26 protein-coding genes are annotated in these 26,597 nt (G+C 61.9%); 1 reads left to right on the top strand and 25 read right to left on the bottom strand.

Going from position 1 to position 26,597, the window contains the following annotated elements:
* The first annotated feature begins 43 nt into the window (after positions 1–43).
* The gene (locus tag ABSE61_RS05735) at positions 44–967 is read left to right on the top strand and encodes a helix-turn-helix domain-containing protein (protein WP_423870114.1); all 924 of its coding nucleotides are present in this window, start codon (positions 44–46) and stop codon (positions 965–967) included.
* Between the two features lie 16 nt (positions 968–983).
* On the opposite strand, the gene ABSE61_RS05730 is transcribed toward ABSE61_RS05735, so the two are convergent.
* The 25 genes from ABSE61_RS05730 to ABSE61_RS05610 form a co-directional block, all read right to left on the bottom strand.
* Positions 984–1,676: an orotate phosphoribosyltransferase gene (locus ABSE61_RS05730; RefSeq protein WP_423870113.1), complete on the bottom strand. Its 693-nt coding sequence runs from the start codon at positions 1,674–1,676 to the stop codon at positions 984–986.
* Positions 1,673–2,758 carry a dihydroorotase gene (pyrC, locus tag ABSE61_RS05725; RefSeq protein ID WP_423870112.1) on the bottom strand — a complete coding sequence of 362 codons (1,086 nt, stop codon included), beginning with the start codon at positions 2,756–2,758 and terminating at the stop codon, positions 1,673–1,675. The genes ABSE61_RS05730 and pyrC overlap by 4 nt, the downstream gene beginning before the upstream one ends.
* Positions 2,755–4,047, bottom strand: a complete 1,293-nt coding sequence (locus tag ABSE61_RS05720) for a Zn-dependent hydrolase (protein ID WP_423870111.1) — start codon at positions 4,045–4,047, stop codon at positions 2,755–2,757. Before ABSE61_RS05720 ends, pyrC begins: the two co-directional genes overlap by 4 nt.
* Positions 4,044–5,006, bottom strand: coding sequence for a dihydroorotate dehydrogenase (locus ABSE61_RS05715; protein ID WP_423870110.1), 963 nt, complete (start codon positions 5,004–5,006; stop codon positions 4,044–4,046). Before ABSE61_RS05715 ends, ABSE61_RS05720 begins: the two co-directional genes overlap by 4 nt.
* Positions 5,003–5,872, bottom strand: a complete 870-nt coding sequence (locus ABSE61_RS05710; protein ID WP_423870109.1) for a dihydroorotate dehydrogenase electron transfer subunit — start codon at positions 5,870–5,872, stop codon at positions 5,003–5,005. Before ABSE61_RS05710 ends, ABSE61_RS05715 begins: the two co-directional genes overlap by 4 nt.
* A 20-nt stretch (positions 5,873–5,892) precedes the next feature.
* A complete protein-coding gene (locus tag ABSE61_RS05705; RefSeq protein WP_423870108.1) occupies positions 5,893–7,125 on the bottom strand; it encodes an MFS transporter in 1,233 nt (410 codons plus the stop codon).
* A 188-nt stretch (positions 7,126–7,313) separates the two neighbouring features.
* A complete protein-coding gene (locus ABSE61_RS05700; protein WP_423870107.1) occupies positions 7,314–7,658 on the bottom strand; it encodes a 2Fe-2S iron-sulfur cluster-binding protein in 345 nt (114 codons plus the stop codon).
* Complete coding sequence (locus ABSE61_RS05695; protein WP_423870106.1) at positions 7,655–9,352, bottom strand: FAD-binding protein; 1,698 nt, start codon at positions 9,350–9,352, stop codon at positions 7,655–7,657. Before ABSE61_RS05695 ends, ABSE61_RS05700 begins: the two co-directional genes overlap by 4 nt.
* A gap of 158 nt (positions 9,353–9,510) precedes the next feature.
* On the bottom strand, positions 9,511–10,464 hold the full coding sequence (locus ABSE61_RS05690) for an ABC transporter substrate-binding protein (RefSeq protein ID WP_423870105.1): 954 nt from the start codon (positions 10,462–10,464) through the stop codon (positions 9,511–9,513).
* A gap of 15 nt (positions 10,465–10,479) precedes the next feature.
* Positions 10,480–10,977: a (2Fe-2S)-binding protein gene (locus tag ABSE61_RS05685; RefSeq protein WP_423870104.1), complete on the bottom strand. Its 498-nt coding sequence runs from the start codon at positions 10,975–10,977 to the stop codon at positions 10,480–10,482.
* Entirely contained in the window at positions 10,952–11,827 is an 876-nt protein-coding gene (locus ABSE61_RS05680) for an FAD binding domain-containing protein (protein WP_423870103.1), read from the bottom strand. Before ABSE61_RS05680 ends, ABSE61_RS05685 begins: the two co-directional genes overlap by 26 nt.
* Positions 11,824–14,205, bottom strand: a complete 2,382-nt coding sequence (locus ABSE61_RS05675; protein ID WP_423870102.1) for a xanthine dehydrogenase family protein molybdopterin-binding subunit — start codon at positions 14,203–14,205, stop codon at positions 11,824–11,826. Before ABSE61_RS05675 ends, ABSE61_RS05680 begins: the two co-directional genes overlap by 4 nt.
* Before the next feature lie 30 nt (positions 14,206–14,235).
* Complete coding sequence (locus tag ABSE61_RS05670; RefSeq protein ID WP_423870101.1) at positions 14,236–15,477, bottom strand: MFS transporter; 1,242 nt, start codon at positions 15,475–15,477, stop codon at positions 14,236–14,238.
* Positions 15,478–15,702: 225 nt separating this feature from the next.
* Complete coding sequence (locus ABSE61_RS05665) at positions 15,703–16,848, bottom strand: LLM class flavin-dependent oxidoreductase (protein ID WP_423870100.1); 1,146 nt, start codon at positions 16,846–16,848, stop codon at positions 15,703–15,705.
* 21 nt (positions 16,849–16,869) lie between these two features.
* Positions 16,870–17,742, bottom strand: coding sequence for an ABC transporter substrate-binding protein (locus ABSE61_RS05660; protein ID WP_423870099.1), 873 nt, complete (start codon positions 17,740–17,742; stop codon positions 16,870–16,872).
* A 238-nt stretch (positions 17,743–17,980) separates the two neighbouring features.
* Positions 17,981–18,232: a hypothetical protein gene (locus ABSE61_RS05655; RefSeq protein ID WP_423870098.1), complete on the bottom strand. Its 252-nt coding sequence runs from the start codon at positions 18,230–18,232 to the stop codon at positions 17,981–17,983.
* A 598-nt stretch (positions 18,233–18,830) separates the two neighbouring features.
* Complete coding sequence (locus tag ABSE61_RS05650) at positions 18,831–19,694, bottom strand: aromatic ring-hydroxylating dioxygenase subunit alpha (RefSeq protein ID WP_423870097.1); 864 nt, start codon at positions 19,692–19,694, stop codon at positions 18,831–18,833.
* A 21-nt stretch (positions 19,695–19,715) separates the two neighbouring features.
* Positions 19,716–21,101, bottom strand: a complete 1,386-nt coding sequence (locus ABSE61_RS05645; RefSeq protein ID WP_423870096.1) for an amidohydrolase family protein — start codon at positions 21,099–21,101, stop codon at positions 19,716–19,718.
* Position 21,102: 1 nt separating this feature from the next.
* Positions 21,103–22,695, bottom strand: coding sequence for a GMC family oxidoreductase (locus ABSE61_RS05640; RefSeq protein ID WP_423870095.1), 1,593 nt, complete (start codon positions 22,693–22,695; stop codon positions 21,103–21,105).
* Positions 22,682–23,290, bottom strand: coding sequence for a thiamine pyrophosphate-dependent enzyme (locus ABSE61_RS05635; RefSeq protein WP_423870094.1), 609 nt, complete (start codon positions 23,288–23,290; stop codon positions 22,682–22,684). The genes ABSE61_RS05640 and ABSE61_RS05635 overlap by 14 nt, the downstream gene beginning before the upstream one ends.
* Positions 23,287–23,787: a thiamine pyrophosphate-binding protein gene (locus ABSE61_RS05630; RefSeq protein ID WP_423870093.1), complete on the bottom strand. Its 501-nt coding sequence runs from the start codon at positions 23,785–23,787 to the stop codon at positions 23,287–23,289. Before ABSE61_RS05630 ends, ABSE61_RS05635 begins: the two co-directional genes overlap by 4 nt.
* Before the next feature lie 112 nt (positions 23,788–23,899).
* A complete protein-coding gene (locus ABSE61_RS05625; protein WP_423870092.1) occupies positions 23,900–24,901 on the bottom strand; it encodes a LysR family transcriptional regulator in 1,002 nt (333 codons plus the stop codon).
* The gene (locus ABSE61_RS05620) at positions 24,901–25,536 is read right to left on the bottom strand and encodes a glutathione S-transferase family protein (RefSeq protein ID WP_423870091.1); all 636 of its coding nucleotides are present in this window, start codon (positions 25,534–25,536) and stop codon (positions 24,901–24,903) included. Before ABSE61_RS05620 ends, ABSE61_RS05625 begins: the two co-directional genes overlap by 1 nt.
* A complete protein-coding gene (locus ABSE61_RS05615; RefSeq protein WP_423870090.1) occupies positions 25,536–26,258 on the bottom strand; it encodes a Rieske 2Fe-2S domain-containing protein in 723 nt (240 codons plus the stop codon). The genes ABSE61_RS05620 and ABSE61_RS05615 overlap by 1 nt, the downstream gene beginning before the upstream one ends.
* A gap of 12 nt (positions 26,259–26,270) precedes the next feature.
* On the bottom strand, positions 26,271–26,522 hold the full coding sequence (locus tag ABSE61_RS05610) for a hypothetical protein (RefSeq protein WP_423870089.1): 252 nt from the start codon (positions 26,520–26,522) through the stop codon (positions 26,271–26,273).
* Between the last annotated feature and the right edge of the window lie 75 nt (positions 26,523–26,597).

Genomic DNA, 26,597 nt, shown 5'->3' with positions numbered 1-26,597 from the left:
ATCGACGAAAAAACTGGCGAAACAGCCAACGAAACGGGCGAGCATGAACGCGACAAGCCACCGCTTTGCCGAGATCGGGGAAAGGCTGCGTGCCTACCGGATGGGCCGGGGGTTGGCGGCTGAACAAGTCGCTGAACGTCTCGGCGTGTCGCGCGCTGCGGTCTACCGGATCGAGGCCGGCGAGGTCGTCAAGATCGAGACGCTCGATCGGCTCGCCAATGTGCTGGAAACTTCGGTCGGCTCCCTGCTCGGCCTCGGCGTCGAATATTACGCCAATGCGATCAGTTATTTCGAGCGGATGCGGCAGATCGAGGAGAAGTCCGAGCAGGTCATCGCGCACTTCCCGCCTTTGTCTTATCTCCTGACTTCGGACAATTATTCGCGGCAGCTCAAGCAAACGCTGATGGAGGCCGCGCCTTCCTATGCCGAGGACGGCAAGGACTACGAAACCGAGATCGACACCATCGTGGCAGTGCTCGACGAGCGCAAGCATGCGCGCCACCGCCGGCATCTCAGCGTCGTCAATTTCGTCAACATGCCGGAGATCGAGCGTTGGCTGAAACTCGGCCTGGTCGGACGTTTCGACTTGCCGGCGAACGAGATCGTCGAGCGAAGGCTTGCCGCCCGCGCCGAGATCGAGCACCTGATCAAGCTGATCGAACAAGAGCCGATGGGCATCCAGATCGGACTGATCGAAGAGCCGCTGCCCAACATCACCTTCCAGCTTTTCCGCACTTCCGAGCGAACCCTCTTGGGTTTGAGTCCGTTCCGGCTCGGCGGCGAACTGCCGAATATCCGCACCGGCGTTGCCATGCTCACGGCGGATGAAGAACCGGTGCGGCTCTACGAGAAACTGGTCGAGCGATTGTGGCGGCGCGCGCACAAGGGGCGCGAGGCTGCGCAGCAGTTGCGCATGATCCTGGAGCGGTCGGCGATAAAATCAGCCGACACGCGCAAAGCGTCCTAGTTTAACCGATCGATTTTCAGCTTCGTACCGACAACCTGGCGCGGCCGCCATGCCGCGTCGACCAGGCGACGGGATCGGCGAGGAAACGTTCGATCTCGGCGCGATCCTGCGGCGACATCTGGCCCGCTGCCGTCGAACGCAGGATGTCGGCCCAGGTGGCGAGCGGGTGCAGCGTCAAGCCGGTTTCCGCGAGCCGCTCGGACGCGCCGGGAAAGACGTCGTGATAAAAGATCGTCAGGACATGCTCGACATCAGCGCCCGCAGCGCGCAACCCCCGCGCAAAACCGAGCTTGCTGCCGCCATCGGTGGTGAGATCATCGACCAGCAACACCTTAAGCCCATCGACATCGCCGCCTTCGACCTGCGCATTGCGGCCAATTCCGAGCGGACGCTTGCGCACATAGCGCATCTTCACATTCAACTTGTCGGCAAGCCAAGCTGCAAAGGGAATGCCGGCGGTCTCTGCGCCGGCGACCGCATCGATCGAGGCTTGCGGCAACAATGTCGTGACGTAGCGGACGGCAAGCTGCGTGACGGCCTGGCGTAACGCCGGATCGCCGAGAATGATCCGGACATCGACATAGACCGGGCTCGCCCAGCCTGCCGCCAGAATGAAAGGCTGCTGCCGGCTCACATGGATGGCGCCGCTCTCGAACAGCAATTGCGCAACCGCCCCGCCAATCTCGTTCCTGATCGCGCTGTCCGTCATGGCTTCACCTCTCCGACCGACCACGGCAGTTTCTCGCCGCCGCGGAACACCACGACTTCAGTGTCTTCGACCGCGACCGCGGCCATCACGGGCGCCTCACGCCGTTCCAGCGTGATGGTGCCGTGGTTGAGTTCAAGGCCGTAGAACCTGGCGCCGTTGACGGAAGCAAACGCCTCGAAACGATCCAGCGCACCCTCCTCGTCGAACACCTGCACATAGGTCTGCAACGCGGTAGCGCCGCCGAACACGCCGGCCGAACAGCATTCGGCTTCCTTGGCATTGCGGCGATGCGGTGCGGTGTCGGTGCCGATAAAGAAGCAGGCGTCCCCGGAGGTGACGGCCTTGCGCAACGCGAGACGATGACGCTCGCGCTTGGCCACCGGCAAACAATAGAGATGCGGACGCAGCCCACCCTGAAACAACGACGTGCGGTTGATGACGAGATGATGCGGCGTAATCGTTCCAGCCGCGTGCGAGGCATGGGCGCGCACGATATCGACGGTCTCCGCCGTCGTGACGTGCTCGACCACGACCTTCAGGCCGGCATGTCGCTTCAATAGCGGCAACAAGCTCTGCTCCATGAACACGGCTTCGCGGTCAAAGATATCGACCGCGGGATCGGTGGCCTCGCCATGGATCAGGACCGGCATGCCGATCTTTTCCATGCGCTCCAACACGGGCGCGAGCGCCGGAATATCCGTCACGCCGTGGTGAGCGTTGGTGGTGGCGCCGGCCGGATAAAGCTTGGCGGCGACCCAGACGCCCTCCTTGAAGCCGCGTTCGATCTCATCCGGCGAGGTCGCATCGATGAGATAGCAGGTCATCAGCGGCTGAAAGTCGGAAGCTACGGCGCGGGCGGCCAGGATTCGCTCGCGATAGGAAACGGCTGCCGCGACAGTGGTGACCGGCGGCACCAGATTGGGCATGATCACGCCACGGGAAAATTGCGCTGATGTGAATGGCAGGACCGCTTGCAGCATCGCGCCGTCGCGCAGATGCACATGAAAATCATCGGGCCTGCGGATCGTGATCCGATCCACGCGCTTTGGGGATGCCCGGTCAAATAGTTCAGTCACGCTCATTGGACGGCCTCTTCAATCGCAGCCCGCATTACAGCGATTCCGGCGACAAAATCATCCAGATTCATCGCTTCCTTCGGGTTATGCGAGCCGTTTTCATTGCGCACGAACACCATGGCGCTAGGGATACCGGCATTGGCAAATACCGCCGCATCATGCCCGGCCCCGCTCGGGATTTCCTCGTCCGGCAGACCGAGCGCTTGCGCCGCATGCCGCAAACGCCCGACCCATTCCGAATCCATGGTCGCCGGCGCGGATTCCAGCCGGCGGTCGAAGGAAAACTCCACGCCGCGCTCTTCAGCGATGAGATTGCATTCAGATCGGAACAAATCGTAGAAGCCTTCGAGCGTTTCCTTGCTCTGGCTTCGGACCTCGAAGCTGAACGACACCTTTCCCGGAATGCGCGCAATGGCGTGCTCCGCCGGGTCGGTTCCGAAAACGCCCGAGGTAATCACCACGTCACGCCCGCGCTCCAACAAGGTCCGCCAATGCCGATCGAGATGGGTCATCAGTTCGGCCACCGCGAACACGGCGTCATGGCGCAACCAGCGTGGCACCGCGCCGGAATGGCCGGCCTCGCCGATGCATTCGACGACGCGATGACGTACATTGCCTCTGATGCCGGTGACGATGCCGACCGGCAGGTCGCGCGCGACCAGCACCGGGCCCTGCTCGATGTGCAGTTCGACCCAGGCGGCGATGTGTTTGGCGTCCAACAGCGGCTCGTTTTTCCCGATCCGCGCGACGTCGGCGCCGACGTCGCGCATGCAATCGCCAAGCGTACGGCCGTCGCGATCGGCAACGCGAAGGTCTTCAGCAATGAGTTTCCCGAACAGAGCGAGCGAACCCATATAAGCCTTGCCGAAGCGGGAGCTCTCCTCGCCGCGCAGGCCAAAGAGCTTGATGGAACGGCGGGGCACGATCTTGTCGCGTTTGAAGCGCGCGAGCACGGCCAGACCCGCGACTACACCGGCGGCGCCGTCGAAATTGCCACCTTGCGGCACCGAATCCAGATGCGAGCCGCAGGCGAGAAACGGCAGAGCAGGTTCGCTTCCTACAAGCGTCACGACTAGATTGGCGCCGGCGTCACGACTGGTCTCAAGACCGAGCTCACGCGCCTTGGCTTCCACAATGTCGAGTGCTGCGGATTCGCGCCCGCTATAACTTTCGCGGGTGATGCCGACGCCGTCGAACGATGCGGCACGAAGTGCGTCGAACAACTGCGCGGCAAGCGCACGATCCTCCGCGTCGTCAACGGATACGTTACGGCTTTGAGCAATTTCCGTTGTCATGTCGGCGGACTGAGCCAGGCGAGATCCTGGTCATCAGCCTCCTCGATCACGACACCATGAACCAGATCTGTCACGCGGCTGATCTCGCGTTGCAGACAGAACATCTCGATCCCCTCGATCACGCTGATCATCGCTGCCGGTTGCAGAAAGGTCGCCGTCCCGACCTGCACGGCGCTCGCTCCGGCCAGCATGTATTCGATCGCATCCTCGGCGGTGGAAATGCCACCGCAGCCGACGATCGGAATCTTGACCGCCTTGGCGCATTGAAACACCTGCCGCAGCACGATCGGCTTGATCGCCGGACCTGATAATCCACCCATGACATTGCCGAGACACGGTTTGAACGTCTTGAGATCAATCGCCATTGAAAGAAAGGTATTTGCGACGACGACCGCGTCGGCGCCGGCCGCTTCCGCCGCCCGTGCGACCTCGGCGATATCGCCGGTGTTGGGCGTGAGCTTGACCCAGAGCGGCAATTTGGTGGCGGCGCGCAACTGACGCGTGACTTTCTCCGCGGACTCTGCCCGCATCGCAAAAGCCTTGCCGTCTTCTTCAATGTTCGGACAAGAAATATTGGCTTCGATTGCTGACACTCCTGGCAGCGTCAGCTCGGCCGCAAGGCTCGCGAACCCTTCGGCGGTCGGTGCGGAAATGCTGACAACGAGAGGTGGCTCATAAGCGGCATATTGCGGGATGATCTTCCCGACGAAATGCGGCACGCCCTTGGAAGGAATCCCGATCGCATTGATCAGGCTGCCCGGCCGCTCAACGACGCGCGGCAACGGGTTGCCGGCGCGTAATTCACGCGTCACCGTTTTGGTCACGAAGGCGCCAAGACGATTGAAATCGATCACCTTGTCGAGCCCTTCGGCAAAGGTGCCGGATGCCGGCATTACGGGATTGCGCAATCTGAGCCCGCCGACATCGACGGAGAGATCGATGGAAAACGGCTTGATCATGGCAGCGCCTCCAACAGATCGAACACGGGTCCGTCCCAGCAGACCCTGCGATTGACAATCTCACCGCCGACATTGAAGTCGCGCACGCAGCAGTAACAAAGTCCGATGCCACAGGCCATTTGCTGCTCCATAGCGACTTGGCCGGGAAGGCCGAACTCGATCGCGAGCCGCTGCTGCACGCGCATCAGGCGGCTCGATCCGCAGGTGAAGAACGCATCGCATTTGCCTTGCGCGATCAGGCCGCGAAGAATGCGCTCGACATTGCCCGGCCCGCTGGACTGTTCGGAGTCCGTCACCGGCACCACTTCGGCGCCATGATTTTTGAAGAGATCAACCGAAACCAACAGCTCAGGCCGCCTCGCGCTGAAGATCGCGGTGACTTTGGTGCCGTTGGCCTTGGCGGCTTTTGCGAGTGGCGCGAGCGTGGCAAGCCCAGCGCCCCGCCCCACGGCCACGATGTGCCGCCATTTCGGATCGAGTATAAAGCCCGCACCTAGCGGTCCCATGATGTCGAGGTGATCGCCGGGCTTGATCAAATCAAGCCCGCGCGTTCCGGCGCCCGTCACCTTGTACAGAAACTCGACTTGGCATTTGACGGGATCGGCGCCGTAGAGGCTCATCGGACGCCGCAGGAACGGCTGTTCGCCGGCCGGATGCGGACAAAGCAATTGGAAAAATTGCCCGGGTTGAGCGGAAGCTGCGACCTCACCGCAATCAACGACGAGATGACGATATTCGTTGTTGACCGCGGTGTTGGCGACGACCTTGGCGAGCTCCGCGACGATGCTGGGCTTCCAGGACGCTTGGGGAGATGCAGGCGGCGTTACCGCCGGCTGCATCTGCTGTGATGGTTGATCGAGTGACATGACTTCCTCTGCTCAACCAATCACGTGAGCTGGGCGCCGCGGCGCTCGGGTATCAACAGCCACATCGCCAGGATGTCGAGCACGTAAAGCGCGGCGAGCAGCGCAATCGCGGTCTCGAACGAATAGGCGGCTGCGATTGCGCCGACGACGACTGGGCCGAATCCGCCAACGCCGCGGCCGATATTGAACAGCACGTTCTGGGCCGTGGCCCGAGCCGCGGTCGGAAACAGCTCGCTGATCAGCGCACCGTAGCCGCCGAGCATACCGTTGACGAAGAAACCCATGATGGCGCCGACCACGAGCAACTGATAGGGATCGGTCAGGCGTGAATAGATCAGCACCATGACGGCCGCACCCAGCATGTAGCTGAAGAAGGCCGGCCGCCGGCCGATGCGATCGGCGATATGGCCGAACATGAAAATGCCGAGCGCCATGCCAGCCAGCGTCACGCACGTCCACGTCGCCGATTGCGTCAACGCAAAGCCGAAGCGGGTCGACAGATAATTCGGCAGCCAGATCATCACGCCGTAGTAGCCGAAGTTCTGCACTGAACAGAGGATGATCATGCCGAGGCTGAGCTTGGCGGTTTCACCGTCCTTGACCAGCAGATGCAGCGCTGACTCCTTCGGATGATCCTTGGACCTTTCGACGAATACTTCGGGCTCATGCAGCGAAGCGCGGATGAAATAGGCTGCTACCGCCGGAAACACGCCAAGCGCAAACATGCCGCGCCAGCCAATCACCGGCAGCAGCAACGGCGTGGCAATAGCCGCGACCAGCACGCCGGTCTGCCAGCCCAAGCCAACATAAGAAGAGGCACGGGCGCGTTTCGATGCCGGCCATGCTTCGGCGACCAGCGCCATGCCGATACCGAATTCACCGCCAAGCCCGACGCCCGCAAGCGTTCGGTAGATCAAGAGATCCCAGTAACCTTGCGAAAACGCACAAAGACCGGTGAACACCGCGAACACGACGATGGTCCAGGTCAGGATACGCACGCGACCGAGGCGATCGGACAACATGCCGAAGCCGATGCCGCCAAGCACGGCTCCGATCAGCGTGGCCGTCACCAACGACGCCGATTGCGCTTGCGAAAGATTAAGGTCGCTTGCGATCGTTCGCAGCATGAAGCCAAGAATAAGAAGGTCGAATCCGTCCATCGCATAGCCGAGCGCGGAACCCGCCAACGCCTTCCACGCGTTGCGGTCGACGGTGGTCGGCACGCTCTCGATGCTGTCAGCCGTAATGCTCATTTTTGACACCCCTCCTCGTTTGAAATCCCCAGCGGAAGAGAAGGTGTCACAATCTTGTATCAATTACAATATTAATCTCAAAAATTATACAATAAGAGCGTAAAGCATTGGTAATACGTCTATATATATTACCCATCAGCGGATTCGGTGGCAGAAAGTAACGCCGGATCGCCCTCGCGTCTCAAAAATCATTTCTTCCGCGGCGATCGCTCCAGCCGTTCGTCCGGTGGCGCGATTTCCGTGACGAGATCGCGGATGAGCGCTTTTTTCGGCAAAGGCGCGAGCGCCGTCGTCCCCTCTTTCAGCCGCGCCGTGCAGGCATAATCGACCTCACCGTCGATCAGCATCATGCATTCCTTGCAGGCATTGGCATTGATACAGGAGTAACGAAAGGCAAGCGAAGGATCCTGATCGCGCCGGACCATGCGCAAACCGTCGAGCACGGACTGTCCATGCTCGAACTCGATCGCGAAAGTATCCACGCGTGACGTGGCTTCCGGCTGGCCGCGATGAATGGCAAGCAAGGCTTTCATGCGGTGACCATCGCTTTCGTCGGCCTGATGTTCAGCGCGTCGTTTGCCATCGTCACGATCTGATTGAGCTGCCAACCGTCCTCGAGACCGGGATGATCCTCGCGCTGATGCGCGCCCCGGCTTTCGGTGCGCGCAAGCGCTGGCAGCGCCACAGCCTGCGCCACCAGCAGCATGTTCCGAAGATCGAACCAATCGACCAGCACCGGATCGAACCCGCCCGACGAAGAAATCAGCGGCCGGTTGCCGACGTCTCGCGTGAGCGCCGCAAGGCGGTCGATCGCAATGCGAAGTTTGTCAGCAGTGCGGAACGGCCCGACATGGTCCGACATCAGGGCTTGCAGCGCGGCGATGGTGGCGGCGGGGTTCGGCGCATCGCGCCGCTCGGCGCTGCGCAGAAAATCGATGGCAGGGCCGGCCACGTCAGGCGATGGCATCGACCGCCGCGCCGCGCGCAATGCCGCATGATGACCGGCGCGGGCGCCGAACACAAACGTCTCGGTGATGGCGTTGCCTGAAAGACGGTTGGCGCCGTTGGCTCCGCCGATCGCCTCACCGCAGGCAAAAAGCCCCGCGACCCCACTCTCAAGCGTGTCGTCCACGCGAATCCCGCCCATGTGATAGTGCGCAATCGGCGCCACCTCGATCGGCTGGCGCGCCAGATCGATGCCGTTGGCGGCGAGCCGGTCGACCACGGGGCCGAATGCACGCCGTATTTCTTCCGCCGGCACATGCTGGAAACTGAGATAGGCGCCGCCGGCCGGACTGCCCCGACCGGCCTCGACTTCCCTTGATATCGCGTAGGTCGCAAGATCGCGCGTCAGCACATAGCGGCCGTCGCTGCGCGCATCTCGCGTGGCATAGTCGGCCTCGAATTCGCGCATCTCGGCGTTCAGGAGTTTGCCGCCGAGCTTGTAACGGAAGGGGTCCCACATGATGGGGTCCATGCCGACCAGCCGCGGCGCCAGATGGCCGATCGGGAAGAACTGCACGAACTCCATATCGATCAGTTCCGCCCCGGCGCGAAGTGCCAGCGCATAGCCGTCGCCGCCCATATTGACGGAAGCGCTGTTACGCCGATAGAGCCGCGTCAATCCGCCGGTCGCGATCACCACCGACTTCGCCGCGATCGGAACGATGCGGCCGCTCGCGACATGCAGCGCGGTTGCACCATCGGCTTCACCATTCCGGACGGTGATATCTGTGATCAAGAGATCGCCGATCCGGCGAATATTGTTGGCGTCGTTCAGCCGCGTGCGAAGCGTTTTCGACACCGCCGGACCGGTCGACAGAAAATCCACATAGACGCAACGTGGCCGGTCATGGCCGGGAGCCTGAACCTGCTTGATGTGACCGTCTTCGCGGGCCCAACCGACCTTCCAACCGTCCATCTCGCGAATACGCCGGGGACCATCTTCGCAAAGAAGAGCCGCCAGTTTCTCATCGCAAAGACCGCGCCCAGCCGCCAGCGTGTCGGCGAGATGATGCTCCCAATGATCCGGCGTTTGTTCGCCGAGCGCGGCGGCAACCGTCATCTGGGCCATGACGGTCGCACCACCGCGACCGATCAGGCTACGGTCGGCGAGGATCACGTTGGCGCCGGCCCGAGCGGCTTCCAGCGCGGCATACATCCCTGCCCCACCCGCGCCGATCACGAGAACATCGGTCTCAAGAGACGTCATCACTTCCGGCGGCACGTCGCGTTCCTCGTCGACACATATTTCCGGGCGCAAAGCGGAACCGGTTCACGCAAGCGCATCAAAACAAAGCACAGATAACGACAGCGCGGCCATAGCGCCAATGTTTTTGAAAGCCGCATATCGGGTCTGCTATGCGCCCAACGGACAGGCTAAAGTCAGGCGATCCAAAGCGGTGCGAGGGCGTGCTCGACCACCGCCTCGAAAGCAGGATTGCCCTGCAGCAGTTGGCGTACCCGGCAGAATTTGTTGAGGCGGCTGACGGTTTCCGGCGCGATCGATGCATCATAATAGGGCAAATCTCGAGCCACGATGCCGGCGATCAGATTGGCCTCGCGTGGCGGAAACAGTTTGCGGCCGACCTCGTTCGCCAGGGCCATGTCTGCCTTCAAAGCTTTCTGCGTGGCGACAATGGCACGCACGGCGGCGGCAACTGTTTCGGGTGCTTCCGCGATCAGTCGATCAGTGGCTGCGATGCTGGCGAAGGTGTAACCGAAGCTTCCTTCCGGGCCGTCGCCGCGGCGGATGTCGAGCACGACGGTACCGATCCCGCCGGTGACTGCAATCTCGGCCCCCATGCCGTTCGCCCAGAAACCGTCGATCCGGCCTTCCTCAAGCGCCTTGGCGGCACCCAGTCCAAAATTGGGACCGATGGCGGGATTAGGTGGAATGCCGACGATCTCGATACCGTCGCGCGCAAGATCGTAGCCGGCGTCGATGAGGAGCTGCCGCAGTCCCATCTCGACCCAGGGGGCAGCACCAATACGCTTGCTCTTCACCACATCGAGATCGCCGCGTCTGGCGCCGAGGTCGGCGCGCATCACGAGAAACCAGTACATGCCTTGAGCTTGCGCCGCGATGAGCTTGGCGCCCTGCCATTCGGGGAAGGCGGCCAACGCGGCATGCGCGGCACCGCCGACGAAATCGATCGCGCCCTCTCGCAGGGCTTCGTAGCATTTGCTGACGGGGAAAATCAGCTCAAGCGACACATCCAACCCTTCGCGTGCGAAGAAGCCGAGTTCCACCGCCGCGGCGGCGGGGAAATAGGAATTCGAGATCAAGTCAGGTACTGCAAGTTTCAGCTTCCGGCCCGACACTTTTATAGCCGCCATAACACGCCTTTCTCGTCACGCCGAATTATTGAGAACTTCCAGCGCCGCGCGCACCATGCCCTGATAGCCGGTGCAGCGGCACAGATTGCCGGACAGCGCCGTGCGAACCTCGGCTTCCGTCACGTTGCGACCTGCGGTCTCGCGGCTGAGTTCGAGCAGCGTCATCAACACGCCCGGCGTGCAGTAGCCGCACTGCAGTCCATGATGACGGGCGAGCGCCTGCTGCAGCGGATGCAGATCAGAACCATTGGCAAGGCTTTCGACCGTCTCGATTCGGCGCCCATTTGCTTGCACCGCCAGCATCAGGCAGGAGCGCGCCGACGCACCGTCCACTAACACGGTACAGGCGCCGCAAACGCCGTGCTCGCAGCCGACATGCGTGCCGGTCAGCCGCAACTCGTGACGCAGGAAGTCGGCGAGATTGATCCGCGCATCGACCGTCATCTCGACGGACCGGCCGTTGACACGAAGAGCGATCGGCCGCGGGTCATGCATCGGCGTGAGTTTCCACATCGACGAGCGCCGAGTCCAACGCACGACGAACCAGAACGCCGGCCAGTTCCCGGCGATACTCCGCCGGATAGACATCATCGCCGACGCACTCGATCGCTTCGGCCTCGCGGGAGGCTACGTCGAACAGCGCAGGCTCCGGTCTCCGTCCAGCGCAAGCGGTTTCAAAGGCCCCTAGCCGGACGGGAGCCTCAAAGGAACCGCCGACGGCAATCGCGGCTTGGGCGATGCGTCCCGCCGCATCAAGCGCGAGGCTCGCGGCGACCGAAACCACGGCAAAGTCAGCCGGCCTGCGGTTGAATTCAACAAAGGCAACTCCCGTGCGCGGTGCTGCCTTCGGCAATTCGATCCGCGCCAGCAATTCGCCGGGAGACAACGCGTTGCTCAAGAGCCCGACCGAAAATTCAGCAAACGGGATCAGCCGTTCACCAGAACGGCCAACAGCGATCAATACGGCATCGAGCGCGGCCGCAGCAACCGGCAATTCGGCACCAGGATCCAAATGACACAGCGATCCGCCGATAGTGCCGCGGTTGCGCGTCTGTTGATGCCCGACATGGCGAAGCGCGGCCGTGATCAGCGGGCATTGGCGTGCTACAATCTCCGAGCGCTCGAGCCTGCGCTGCGTCGTCATCGCACCAATACTTAGCGCGCTTTTGCCCTCGGTGAGGCCGACAAGCTCTTCAATTCCGCCGAGGTCGATCAGATCGTCGGGCGTGACGAGACGGAAGTTCATCATCGGCATCAGCGACTGGCCGCCCGCGATCGCCCTCGCATTGTCCAACGTGGCGAGTAGTTCCACCGCCTCTGCGATGGTCGAGGGCCGGTGGTAGCGGAACGGTGGCGCCTTCATGTCGCCTGCCTCTGGCGCGCTTTCTTGATGTCCGCGCGCAGGCGCGCTGGTGTTACCGGGAGTTCGTTGATCCGAACATCGAGCGGCTGCAGGGCATCCTCGATGGCTGAGACGATCGCGGCCGGCGCGCCGATCGTGCCGCTTTCCGCGGCTCCCTTGACGCCCAGCGGGTTCAGCGGGCTAGGACTTTCCATATGATGGATTTCAATATTCGGCACGACGTCCGAGGTCGGCAACAGATAGTCGGCGTAAGTGCCGGATAACGGCTGGCCGTCTTCGTCGTAACGCATCCACTCGAACAGCGCCATGCCGATACCATGCACCACGCCGCCAAGGACCTGGCCTTCCAGCATCATCGGATTGATAATCCGCCCGCAGTCGTGCACCACCACATAGCGAAGTATCTTCACGCCACCGGTCGCAGCATCGACCTCGACTTCCGCCAAATGACAGCCATTGGTGTAGCAGAGACCGGAAGTCATGAAATCCCTTGCCGCCGCAAGGCCCGGCGCGAGATTGCCCGGCAGGGCAAAGCCGGGCGTGCCGGTCAGCGCCTTGGCGATCTGTTGCAGACTGCGGCCGTGTCCCGGCGCGCCCTTGACCTGAACCATTCCACCAATGAGTTCGAGATCGTCCACGCCGACTTCCATCATCTCGGCTGCTGCCTGCTTGGCCTTCTCCGCGATCATGATGGCGGCCTGATGCACCGCGTTGCCTGCCGTTACAGCCTGCCGGCTAGCGAAGGCGCCGAGCCCTTCCGAAGTACCGGAAGTGTCGCCGGTAACGATGTGTATCGTCGCAGGATCAACATCCAGCACGTCGGCGACGATCTGGGCAAGCATCGTCTTGACGCCCTGGCCCTGCGCGGTGGCGCCACTGTGGACCACAACGCGGCCGGAAGCACCGACGCTGATATTGGCGCTCTCGAATGGTCCGCGGCCGGTGGCCTCGACATACATCGCAAGTCCGAGCCCGATCTGCCGCCCCTCCTGCCTCGCCGCCGACTGGCGCGCGGGAAAATCGGCGAAGCCGGCGACCGCCAACGCGCGGCGCAGGATCTCGGGGTAGTCGCCGCTGTCATAGGTCATCAGGCTGCCGTCGCGCTGTTTGACCGGAATCGTATACGGCATCTTCTCGGCGGGGATCAGATTGCGGCGACGTATCTCGTCCCGCCCGATGCCGAGCTGCCGCGCCATGCGGTCGAGCAGCCGCTCCATCACGAACACGCCCTGCGGCCGGCCGGCGCCGCGGGTCGGCGCAGCCGGCGTCTTGTTGGTCAGACAGATATTGATGCCGATGCGGCAGGCGGGCAGGATATAGGGACCGATGAAATTCGTCGCCGCGTTGAATGGCAGCGCGATGCCGTAGGGCGTCGCCGCGCCGTGATCGTGCCACAGTTGTCCGCGCACGCCGAGCAATCGTCCATCGGCATCGAACGCCGCCTCGACGCGCCAGACCTGATCGCGCTCGCCGATGCTGGCGGTGAAGCTCTCGAACCGGTCTTCGATCCATTTCACCGGGCGGCGTAGCAACAGGGCGGCGGCGGGAATTGCGAGTTCTTCCGGGTGGAACACCGCTTTGGTGCCGAATCCGCCGCCGACATCAGGCGGCACCACACGCACCTGATGCTCGCCAAGACCCAACGTCGCCACCAGCATCGCCTTAGCGCGGTGCGGCAGTTGGGTGGAATCCCACAGCGTCAGCTGCTGTTCGATCTGGTCGAACCGTGCCACCAGCCCGCGCGGCTCGATCGGATGGCCGCCGCCCTTGTGCAGACGAAACCCCTCGTTCAGCACATGTGCTGCCGACGTAAACGCACCGTCAACGTCGCCGTAATCGACCTTGGTCTGAGCCACCAGATTATCGGCAAAGCCGATCCGCGCACGCGGCGCGTCGGCAGCGAGACCCTCGACCGGATCGACCACCGCCGGCAGCCGCTCGATCTGAAGCTCCACCAGAGCTGCGGCATCCTCGGCAATGTGGCGCGACTCCGCCAGCACGATCGCCACCGGCTCGCCGACATAGCTGACCTCCTCGATAGCAAGACAGGTCGGGTTCACGTCGAAGCGCAGCCCGCCGGCCGGCAGATTGAGCGGGATGTCATCCATCGTCAGCACAGCGCGCAGGTCGGCGAAGCACAGTACGGCACGCACGCCGGGCACGGCCCGGGCAGTTTCAGTACCAATATGGCGGATCAATCCATGCGCTAGCGGGCTGCGGACGAAGCAGGCGTGCAGCGCATCTGGAAACGGCAGATCATCGACGAAGGACGCGCCGCCACGCAGCAGCACCGCATCCTCGACGCGCGGAATGCTGCGACCGATCCAGGGACCGCTCCAAGGATCGATCGAAGATCTGGCTGCGGCGTCATCGCGCATGCCGTCCGTTCTCCCGGGAATTGCCGTCACTCAATCCGGCAAGCCCTTGCCACGAGTCTCGGGTAGCCAAAGCACAGCAAAGATACCAATGAGGTAGATCGGTGCGAAATAGACCGCCACCTTGCCAAATCCGCCGAGCGCCGCGGCAAGGCTGCCGGCCGTGATCGCGCCGATCATGGCCAAATAGCGCGAGCCGGAGAACACAATACTGATCGCGGTCGCCCGGAAGCGGGTGGGAAAGAGTTCCGGCGTATGAACCGTGTACCAGCTATAAAGACCGCCGGTGAAGTAACCAGCCAGGAGTTGCGCCCAGGTCACTTCGCCGACCGTGCTCAGGCCGAGAAAAACCACCGGCACCACGATCAGCGAACCGACGAAGTAGAATACGGTTGTGGAACGGCGCCCCCAGCTTTCGGCCAGGAAGCCGAATGCAATACAGCCGGCGATCTCACCGACGTTGTAGAGCGTGCCCGCCCAGCCGGCATAAAACGCGGCATCGCGCGGGTCTTTCGCCAGGCTGGAGACGAATGTCGGCAGGAACGATGCGACTGCCCACCAGCCGCCGGTGATGGAAATCGACACCAATAACGCGCCGATCAGGTTACGGCGCAGCGCTGGCGTACCGAACAGCGCCTGTTCGGCGCCGCGAGAGCGCTGCTTCACCCAGCGCGTCGATTCCGGAATCGACTTGTGCACGAACGCAAGAATGATCAGGGGAATGATGCCGAACAGGTACATCCAGCGCCAGGACAATCCGAGCGTCGAACCCACCAGGATCCATACACCCGAGATCAGCACGCCACCGATCGAGAAACCGGATTGCAGCAAACCGGCACCTTTGGTGCGCCACTTTTCCGGCCAGACTTCCTGCAAAAGCGAGGTGCCCACACCCCATTCTGCGCCGATGCCAATGCCGGTGAAGAAGCGGGTCAGAGCGAACGGAATAAGCGAAGACGTTGCCGCCGAAAGCGTTGTCGCAACGCTATAGAGGAGAATGCCGGCGATCATCGTCTTGCGCCGGCCCAGTCTGTCGCCAAGCCAGCCGCCGAGAATGCCGCCCGTCGCCCAGCCGGCGAGCGTAATCGCGACCAGCACACCGAGATAGGTCGAGAACTGCGGCAGCGCCTCGGGCGGCAGGATGTCGTGCAGCGTCGGGCGGGCGGTGATCAGCAGAACGAACGTGTCGTAACCGTCCGCGATCCAGAAGATCGTAACAAGAATCAGAACGTTCCAGGCGTGCCGATCAAGCGGCTTCTGCGATTCTTCACTCATTCACGGCCCCAAGCCCCAGATTGGCAACGATAATTCCTTGCAATCGTCACAAGTAGCAAGGTCGTAACAGCTTCTTTTTTTGGCACAAGAGAGATGAATTATCTCTCGATGCGGCAACCTAGAGGTTGATCGTCGGTCGGAGCCAAGACGGTTGCAAATACAAAAGAGGCTGCCCGTTGGGCAGCCTCTTGGAGCTCAATTCGGTATTAAAGCTACCGCTCCGCCTTAACCTGCCGCCCGCTCGGCCACACTCTCCCTCCAGCCGGCATCGCGTTGGCTGGTCCAGGCCGACGTAATTCCTTGTTCCGTCGAGCGCGTTACCGGCAAATGCGGCAGTACGAGTTCAGCGAAGCGATAGGCTTCCTCGAGAAGCGGCATACCGGAGACGATGAACACATCGGTTCCCACGCTGCGATAATCGTCGAGGCGGGCAAGCACTTGCTTTGCACTGCCGACCAGCGCGGTGCCGGGACCGTGACGCACCAATCCGATGCCCGACCACAGGTTTGGCGCGATCTCCAGTTCCCTCAGATCAGCCGGCTTGCGGCCTCCGTGAAACGCGGACATCCGTTGCTGCCCGATCGAATCGATCCCGGCGACATAGGCCTGGGCGCCCGCGATCGCGCGCTCGTCCATATGGTCGTAGAGATCCTGCGCCGCGGCCCATGCCGCTTCCTCCGTCTCGCGCACGATCACGTACAGCCGGACCCCGAACCGGATCTTGTCGGCACGGCCATACTTCGCGGCAAGCGACTTGACATGGCGGATCTTGGTCTCGGTCTGTTCCGGCGTTTCACCCCACGAAAGATAAGTGTCGATATGCTTGGCCGCGACTTCGTGGGCGGCTTCGGAAGAGCCGCCGAACCACAAGGGAATGCCGGATTTCTGATAAGGCGCCAGCGGCAAACCTGCATCGACCACGTGAATGAATTTGCCCTTGAACGTGACGGACTCCCCGCGCAAGAGCCCGCTGAGGACCGTGAGAAACTCGTCGGTATAGGCGTATCGTTCGTCATGCTTCAGATGAACGCCGCTTTGCGCCATCAGCTTGGCGTCACCGTTGACGATATTCACGCGCAGACGGCCTTTCGAAAAATGATCGAAAGTCGTCATCATTTTCGCCAAAAGCGTCGGAGACAGCATCGGCGGATGCGCGGCAATGAGATGCTGAAAGTTCTCGGTGTAGGGAATAAGCGACGAGCCCTGCACCCAGGCATCATGCGATCCTGTTGCCAGCAACGCGCCGGTGAAACCGAGGTGATCGACCGCGCGCGCCAATTGCTGGAAATAAGCGTAACTCAGTTCGCGTGCGCCGTCCGGCCGCCAAGGATACCGGCCATCCGGGCCTGTCAGATACCAAAGAACCTCCATCGCGACCTCTTATCGTTGGTGTCAGGCAGCTTTCGCCAGAAATGTCGGGTTGACCGTCGGAGTGGCATCGATCCGCGCCGGGATCAGACCAAACTTCGCGAAAATATCCGCATGCGCCTGCTGCTCGGCTGCAAATTCGGAATGGGGCGCTTCCACGCCCCATGGACGGGACGTAATCGCGGGAAGCCATTCTTCCGGCGAGTTGCCGTTGAGGCCGCCAAGGAGCGCGGCAGCCTCTTGAGGATTCTCAAGCGTGAGGCGATCGGATTCAATCAGCGCATCGAGCAACAACCTGACGAGTTCAGGGTGATCCCGTAAGGTCTCGCGACGCGCCCAATAGACCGATCGGTTGGAGAAGGCCTGTCCCGGCGAAACAAGGACACGCACCGGAACACGCGCGGCAATCTTGGAATATAGCGGATCGGTCGCGACGATGGCATCAAGCCTGCCCTGGATGAAAGCATCGCGCGCGGTTGCCGGAATGATCTCCGCGGCGTTCACCTCGCGCCACGACATCCCGGCGGCGTCGAGTTCCGCCGCAAGAAACTGGGTGTGCCATGATATCGGCATCAACCCGACACCCCGGCGACGCAGACCTTGCAGCGAGTGAATGTCCGAGTCCGCGCGCACCAGCAGGCCGCCATTTTCGTGGCGTGAGCCGGAGATACCGAACACCGCGGACGGCAATCCCTGGGCTTCAGCGAGAATTGGCGGCGTCGCGCCGGTGCCTGCCAAATGCAGGACGCCCGCCTTCAACAACGGAATCGTTTGCGAACCTGCGTCATAAACGAAGAATTCAAGGCCGGCCTCGCGCAAGGTTTCGACCTTGTCGCGCCGGCGTGACAACAGCGATAGCGACAGATTTTGCGGATGAGCTCCGACGACAAGCACCATCAATGACCAATCCAGGTGGCGGTAGCACTCAATCAGCACGAGCGAGTTGCGCTCGCAAGAAAATGGAATTTCCTATTTATGCGGCACGGGAACACACATTCACCGTCCCGCGGCGGTCGCGATATAATTCTTTCTTCGGCTAAATTCTCCGTGAATAGCGCGCGAGGGCAAGGACAAAAAAGAGGCTGCCCGCTCAACGGACAGCCTCTCGGACGTCAATTCGCCGTTAGTGGCTATCTTACCACGCCGTCCAGGTTTCGCCCTTCCAGTAGCCGCGGCCTTCGTGTTCACGGAAAGTTACTCGCGGACCGGGACGCCAGTCGTCTTCATGGACCACGACCCTGGCTCCAGCCGGATAATCGAACCGTTCGTGAGCATGCCAACACACATTGCCTTGACAGACGATCGCAGCCGATGCGCCGACGCCGGACAGCGCCAGCAGTCCCGCGCCGATCGCCGTGCCGAGCAAACTTTTACCGATAAGTGTCATCCATCTTCTCCATTTTGAAGGGCATACCCCCGCGCCTTCCGCCAACTCAAATCGGCGAGAGATCGTTCCGATGGAACACGCAAGAAGCTAGCGTGCAGAACTCACGCTTCAGCAACCTTTGCAAATATTGTTGATCTTCGAATCGATCCTGGAATTTTCGTCCCTGATCGCGGCGTCGATCGGCCGGCTATCCTTGGGTTCCATATTGGCGCCGACAGTCGTGCCACCAGGTAACCTCGCCGAACTCGCCGTGCCCAGACTGTTGGTGCCGAGCGGCGCAATATGCGCCTGAAGGCGGTGCCTGTCGTCGTCCCTCCGCCCATGGAAGACCCATGAGCGCCACCTTGGGATCCTCCAATCTGGGCGAGCGCGCAGGCCGGACAGAGCAGAGCGGCGATTATCAGCAGCTTGGCTTTGCCCATTTTTTGCTTTTGCATGCCGGCCTCCTTCGAGCACGAAGGCGACATCGCTCGCGCGATCCGCCTCACCCCATCGACGAAAAGCTGAGAATGCCGGTTCCATGCCGAGTGGCGGGAACGGTCACGTGTATGAGATTATCGGCTGGCCTCTTAAGGGCATTTTGTCCCGAGACCGTCCCCTACTTCGCGACCGTGCCGAAGCGAAGGCCTTTTTCCTTGATCCAGCGGCGGTAGACGATCGACGAACTGTCCGCCCGGGTGGGGGTTTCCGAGCGAGGCTCCAGAGGCAGCAACAACGGCCGCTGGTTCTCGAGGATGATCCGGTCCTGCAGGAAAATCACCTGCTCGAATTTCAATAGCGACGTGTGGTCCGAGATCGCATCGACCAGATACATCACTGGCTGCGCGCGGCTGAGATCCTCCTCCATCGGCTGGATAAACAACGCGATGGCATCGAGGCGATCCGGCGCCGTCGGGCAGACGCGATACAGCATCACGACAAAGGGCGTCGGCACCCGGTAGGTCAGATGCACGAAAGCGCCCTCGGTTTCGGTCGCAGCAATGCGCGGCTGGAAAAAACTGCAATTGCTGGCCCAGACCTCATCGACGTCCCGGCGCAGCTCGCTTGAATATTGCGGGACTTCAGCGTGATCTTCCGAGCCGAGGATATCCTTATGCACGAAGGGAAAATGCGCCATGTCGAGAAAATTCTCGACGACGCGAAGGCCTGATGCGCGCATCTTGACCCAGCCGCAGGGCACGAAGCGGCGATCGGGTTCGCTGGCTTCCGGAATATCGAAGATCTCCCGCTCTGGCTTTCCGAGAGTGGTCCAGACGCAACCGTAGCGCTCGCGGAACGGCAGCGCCGGTCCGCGTTGGCCGGCGTCATGGGTTTCCACGATATTGGGTAATCCGCGCGCGTCGCGGAACAGCTCGATATCCTGCCCAAGCAGCCGGGTGCGGATGATGTCGCTGCCGAGATCGGCGCTGGTCTCGACCGCGTACCACTGATCGAGCGCAGCTTTGTCTGATGTCTTCGTCATGCGTTTCGCACCCGGATTCGATCAGTCACTCTTCTGGGTCCATTGCACGGTACCCCCGGCATTCTGGGCAAGGAAATCGGCGCGGCGGGCAAAGTGCCCAGGCGCGATGTCGTGAATGCGGGCGATGATCGCGCCGAGATCGGCGTTTTTCAAAACGCCGTCCTCGACCAGGATCTGGCCGTCCACCATCGTCATGGCGACGTCCCCGCCGCGCACCGCATGCACGAGATTGTGTTGGAGGTTGAAATAGGGTCCCTCGCCGAATAGCGGCGTCATCCGCGGCGTGTCGGTGCGCACTGCGATGATGTCGGCGCGCTTGCCGGCCTCGAGCGATCCGATCTCGTGGTCGAGACCGATAGCCCTAGCGCCGGTGATCGTGGCCATACGCAAGACCTGCCAGCTATCCAGCGCGGCCGCGTCGAGATCCTTCAACTTGCCGAGCAGCGAGGCAACCTTCATTTCTTCGAACATGTCGAAGTTGTTGTTTTCCTTTTCGCCGTCGGTCCCGATGCCGACGGGAACACCTGCCGCAAGCATTTCCGTCACGCGGGCGATGCCGCTGGCAAGCTTCATGTTGCTGACCGGATTATGCGCCACCGACACCCGCCGGCTGGCGATCAATTCGATTTCGCCGGCGTCAAGCCAAACACCGTGCGCGATCATCGCTCGCGGCGTCTCGAAGAAGCCGAGATCGTCGAGCGCAAACATCGGCCGCTTGCCGTAGCGCGTTGCGAATTCGGCAAGCTCGATTTCCGCCTCGCTGCAATGGGTGTGGAAACCCGTACCATGCTTTTTCGCAAGTTCAATGGCGCGGCGCTGTCCGGCCTCATCGGCGTAGAACAGGTGCTCCAATCCAACCCAGACATTGATGCGGCCGTTGGCCTTGCGGTGCCACGTCTCGATCAGGGCTTCGTTCATGGCGAGCGTGTCGAAATAGTTATAGTCCGGATGCTCGCCCACATAAGGCACGGCCACCAGCCGATTGCCGACGGCCTCCGCCGCTTTCGCACTGCCTTCCATGAACCGCCACATGTCGACCACGGTCGTAGTGCCGCCGAGCACGGATTCGGCGTAACACAGCCAGGACGCCGCTTCAGCCTCCCCCGGCCGCAACACCCGGTGCATCGGATTGATATGCAGCGTCAGCCAGTCCCACACCGGAAGATGTTCGGCGGTGCCGCGCAGGAAACCGGAATGGGCGTGGGCGTTGATCAGGCCCGGCATCAGTACCGAATTTCTGATCCGTTTGACCAGCGTCGCAGGAGAGGCCGCCGCAAGCGCATCCAGCGCATCGACCGCGAGGATGCGCCCCTCCGCGATGTGGACGGCGCCGCCGGGAATAACGCGATTTTGCCCATCCATGGTGAGCAGGAAATCGCCCGTGAGAATGAAATCGGCGCTGGTCATGTCAAACGCTGCCTTTCGACAGAATAAAATCCGCCGCGCGCTCGCCGATGACAGTGACGGGCGCGTGGGTGTTGCAACTCGGGATGATCGGGATCACGGAAGCGTCCGCAATACGCAAGCCTTCGACGCCACGCACCATCAACCGCTCATCGACCACCGACAGGTCGTCATTGCCCATCTTCGCCGTGCCGCAGGTGTGGAAGAAGGTCGAGCACGCGGTACGGATGAAACTCACGATCTCGCCGCGATTGAGTTTTCTTTCCGGCGCCGCGAACCCCGCAAACCATTCGGCATAGGCCCGGCTGGTTCCGAGTTCCATCACAACGCTGACGGCGTCGACGAGGTAGCTGACATCCTCCGGCTCGCTGAGAAAGTTGGGCTGAATCTCGATTCGAGAGCCTGGCGCCGTCCCAAGCAGACGCAGATAGCCACGGCTGCGGGAACGCATCAGGCCGGTGCCGATGGCAAAGACGTCGCCATTGAGATCGTAGCCGGTCGCGACCTCGGTCGTGGCGCTACGGCCCTGGACCGGAAAGGCGTGGACGTTAGGTTGCGCGAGACCGCTGCGGGTCTTCCAGTTGAGCATCGAACCGCCGCCATTATCGCTGACAGGACCAAGAGGCCGTTTGGCTCGAAAATTGACGGCGCGTACCAACGGATGGTCTTGCAGATTCCGGCCGACGCCGGGAAGTGCAGTCCTCAATGTGATGTCGAGCCGCGCCAATTCGGCGGGGTCACCAATCCCGGACAGCATCAGAAGCCGCGGCGTATCGATCGCACCCAGCGCCAAAACGATTTCGACCGCGGCGCGGGTTTCGACCTCTTGGCCGTCTATGAGATGTTTGACCGAGACGCAGCGCCGGCCTTCGAAACCAAGTCCCGTTACCAGCGAATGGGGCAGCACCGTGAGATTGGCGCGATCCAGCACCGGCCAGAGATAGCCTCGCGCCGAGCTGAAGCGTTTTCCCGCGCATATGTTGAAATTGGACGGCGCCGCGCCTTCGTTGGTCGCGCCGTTCGGATCGTCGATCACGGGGATGCCGAGTTCAGCGGCGCCGTCAATCAGCGCCGCCGCGATCGGATGCAGCACGCGGCTTCGTTCGATCCGAAGCGGACCGCCCGCGCCACGCCATTCGCTCGCGCCGCCTTCCCAGTCTTCGCACCGTTTGAAGTACGGCAGCACATCCTTGAAGGCCCAGCCCTTCGCGCCGGAAGCCTCCCAGGCATCGTAGTCCGCGGGATGGCCGCGATACCACATCATGGCGTTGACCGCCGAGGAGCCGCCGAGCACCTTTCCCCTCGGAATCCCGATGATGCGGCCATCGACATGCGGCGTCGGCGTGTAGTCGTAGCCCCAGTCATAGGCGCTGCGGCCGAGCGAAACCCATCGGGTGGGATCGTCGATCTCAGTAACGCCGATGCCGGGCGGACCGGCTTCAATCAACAAGACATCGGCGCCGACATCGACCAGACGCCGCGTCACGGCCGCGCCGCCCGATCCGGCGCCGAGCACGATGAAATCATAGGCGGCTTTGCGCGCGCGGACTGGAATCGCCGCTGTCAAGCTCCGCTTGGTCGCATCAGTTGTGCTCACTGGGTCCCATGATCACGATGTTCTCTGTCGCCTCCACATGACGAACGAAGATGTATTTGTCTTCCCTTCCGTCGCTGTGCTTGCGCTTGATGTCAGGCTGCACGGTTCCAGTGACCTTGGCGACGACGACATAAGGCACGTCGCTGGCCAATCCTTTGGCGCAATGCGCATCGAATTCCTCGACGGTGTGAACCGTAAACGCCTGCTCGACGCCGGCCCCGCGCGCAATCGCCGCGAGATCGACCCGCCCCGATGCGGTATGCGTCGGTGGCCCGCCGATCGACTGGTAGCACTCGTTGTCCCAGACTACGACGAACAGGTTTTTCGGCTGCTCGTTGCCGAGGGTCGCCAGAATGCCGAGATTGAACATCATCCCGCCATCGGTATCGAGCGATACGATGCGACGGTGCGGCAGGCCAACCGCAAGCCCAAAGGCCTCGGGCGTGACGCAGCCGAGCTGTTGCTGGAACAGACTGGCGCTGCGCATATGCGGGGCCGCGTTGTACCATTCGTCGACACTGGCCCCGAGCGACAGGATCACGAGTTCGTCCTTGAGACGCGCGGCCAGCGCCTTCATGCAGTCGAACCGCTTCATCGCACCACCTCGCCGCCAAGCGCCACCGCCGAGTGATAATAGGAAGCGTACGACCATGCATAGGCGTCGGCGATCGCGCGCTCGATCTTGTCCTCTTCGCGCACCACCTGGTAGGGAATGCGAAGCGCATCCAGCACCGGCTCCATGGTGATGCCGTGCGGAATCGCCCACCAGTTGTTTTCGCCCAATTCGCCGCGATAGCTCATCAGCATTACGACCGGAATTCCAGCCCCGAGCCCCATCCGCGCCAGCGGCTCGACGGAAGCTCGCAATCCGGAATTCTCCATCACCAATGCGGCCTTCTTGCCGGACAAGAACATGCCGCCGCAGATCGCCGCGCCCTCGCCTTCATTGGTGACACGGATGGTGCGGATGTCCGGATCAGCGTCGAGCGCTGGATACAGTTCCTTGAACAGCGAATCTGGCAAATAACAGACGACGCTGACGCCGGCCTTCTTCAGCCCGCGTATGACGGCCTCAACCGCGCTTTTTTTCATTGCATCCTCATTTCCGTAACCCTAACTCGCAACTCTGCCGGCGTTCGGGATAGACCCTTTTTCCCGATCCAAACGATGCGCGAGACGCAACACCGGTCTTCCCCATGCGACATCACTCGCGCAAGTCTTCGACGGCCTCCGCGAGCAAGGCGCCAAATGCCAGCGCCGCATCGGACATTTCCTTCTCAGGCCTCGCCAGCAGCATCAGGCGCCGCGGACTGATCTTGGGATCGCGCAGCGGCACAAACATCAGCGTGCCGTTGGCGATCTCGCATTCGATGCCGACGCGGGTCTGCAACACGATGCCAAGATCCATGTTGGCCATGTCGATCATCAGGCTGATGGAATTAGTGCGCGAGCGGCACGTTAATTCGATCAAGGAGCGGTTGAAGGCTTCCTCGACCGAGATGCCGAGCATCAGACTGTTGTCTGACAGGATCACACGCTCGCCCGACAGGTTGAACAGCTTCAATTCCTTCTTGCCGGCGAAGCGGCCGCCGGGTTTAGCCAGCACGCCGAGCGACAGGCTCGTGGTGGCAATCCGGCGCACATTTCGCGGCACCTGGACATCGAACGCAACGGCGAGATCGCAATCGCCCTCGGCGACGGCATCGCAGGCCTGGCGAGATCCGATCACCTTGATATCGACGTTGATGTCGGGATGTTGCGCCCAGAATTTGGCCAGAATACGCGGCAACAGCCCGCGCGCGGCGCTTTCGATCACCGCGACCGAAACCGTGCCGCGAAACAATCCGTGGAGCTCATTGATCTTCGACGATGCCCGGCTGAGTTCGGCGGTACTGATGCGGGAATGATAGAGCAGCAATTCGCCGGCACTGGTCAGCTTACGGCGCTGCCGCTGGCGTTCGAACAGCGGCGTCCCGAATTCTTCCTCAAGCTGCTTGATGACCCGGCTGATCGAAGACGGCGCCACGCTCAAGACCAGGGCCGCCCGCCGGATCGATCCGAGACGGGCAACCAGCTGGAAATAATGGATCCGCGTGGCGACAAGCCCCAGCCGGTAGGGATCCATCGGCTGGCTCACGCTGACTTGAGCCGTCGCGGGATTTTCATACCGCGGACCATCACGCTGTACGGAAGCTTTCGGCGGCATCAGTGATAATCCGGGATGCCCGGCATCGTCTTGAAGCCGGGCAACGTGCGAAATCGCCGGGCCCATCGGCGAAGCGCCGGATGCTCGTCATGGTCGATGCCGAAGTCACGACTGAGCGCAAAAGCCGGAAATAAAGCGATGTCCGCAATCGTCGGATGTCCGGCGGCGAACCATTCCAGTTGTGCAAATCCGCGCGCGGTCATGTGATCGTCCATGATGCGAATAGCGCGGGACGAAGCGGCGCGCAGCGACGTCTCGTCTCCCGGCGTTCCAAATAGCGAGTGCTGGCGCGCTTCGATCGTGACGCCCAGATCATGCGCCGAAAAAATCAACCACTGCATCACCTCGGCGAATTCTTTTCCCTGCGCCGGAAGCCATTTCCCGGAGGGATCGTGCGAACGCGCCAGATGCGCGAGGATGGCTTCCGTGCCATGCAGCACCAGATCGCCGTCGCGCAGGATCGGCAGCCGGCCCGAAGGATTCATCACGAGGAACGGTGGCGAAAGATGCTCCTTGCCGGGAAAGACATCGACGGCCACGGCCCGCCATTCGAGACCGAGCAACGACAAGGCAAGCCTGACCCTGTAGCAACTGTCGTCGAGTTCATAATTGTAGAGAACGAGTCCGCTTTCCATCAGGCCACATCCTGATCAAGTCGTTCATCGGCTATCCGCGCCTGCTCCACCGTGTGACGCCACTGCAAAGCCCAGTCGTTGAAATGGTTCTGACCGGCACCCACGTAGCGCTCCGCCGAACCGCTGATCGAGAGATGAAGCGCGGTGCGCGTGTTCGAGATGGCTTGAACGCCGGCCAGAAGCCTGTCCTGCGCGCACGAAATCGCAAACAGCGTATCGCTCATGCGGCTGACGGTGGTATCGGCGGGAGTCTTGCTCGCGAACGGAACGAGTTGACTGGCGCCTAACGCCGCCACCGCGGCCTCAAAGCCGCAGCAGAGATAGAGACTTCGCAAGGGCGCCACCGGCTCTTCGTCTTCCGGCATAAGAGGCGGATTTTCCAACAGCGTGGTCCAGACCATCCCGCCTCGTTCATGAACGGGATAGACCGGCACCTTGATGGTCTTCGGCACGTCGAGCGTGGGATGGGCGGGAATATATTGGCAATGGCCGCCGCTATTATATTGCCAGCCGTGATAGAGGCAGGCGATGTGATCGCCGCGCACGAAGCCGAAACTGAGCTTCATGCCCCGGTGCGGGCAACGATCTTCCCAGACATGCGCGACGCCGTTGTTGTCGCGCCATAGCACCAACTCCCGGTCCAACAAACGCGTACCGGCCGAACTGCCGGCCTCGATGGAATGAGACAGACTAAGAGGATGCCAACAATTCTCGAGGCTCATCTCAAACTCCCCTCACGCCGCCACGTCGACGTCATGGCGCACCACGTCGAACACGAAACAATCAAAGGGACCGAGGCTGCACGCCATCTCGAACGCGTCGACCAGTTCGGTCGCGCCTGACACTTTCAAGGCGACGGCTTCGGCGCTCGTCTGTCCGAACTGAAGGTCGAGCCCGAGCCGCTCGGCGCGATGCCGCGCGAATTCAACAAAGCTCGCGGGCCGGAAGGTGCCTTTAAAGACGAAACGCGCGTGTTCATGGGTCATCGTCGTTTGGTCCGAAGTCGTTCGGGCGTGGGATCGTACCGGAATTACGGGTGGCCTAACGCCGAAAAAAGTGTC

It is taken from the genome of Bradyrhizobium sp., from assembly GCF_049519115.1.
GTDB lineage: Bacteria > Pseudomonadota > Alphaproteobacteria > Rhizobiales > Xanthobacteraceae > Bradyrhizobium.
This window is presented reverse-complemented; position numbering and strand designations above follow the sequence as displayed.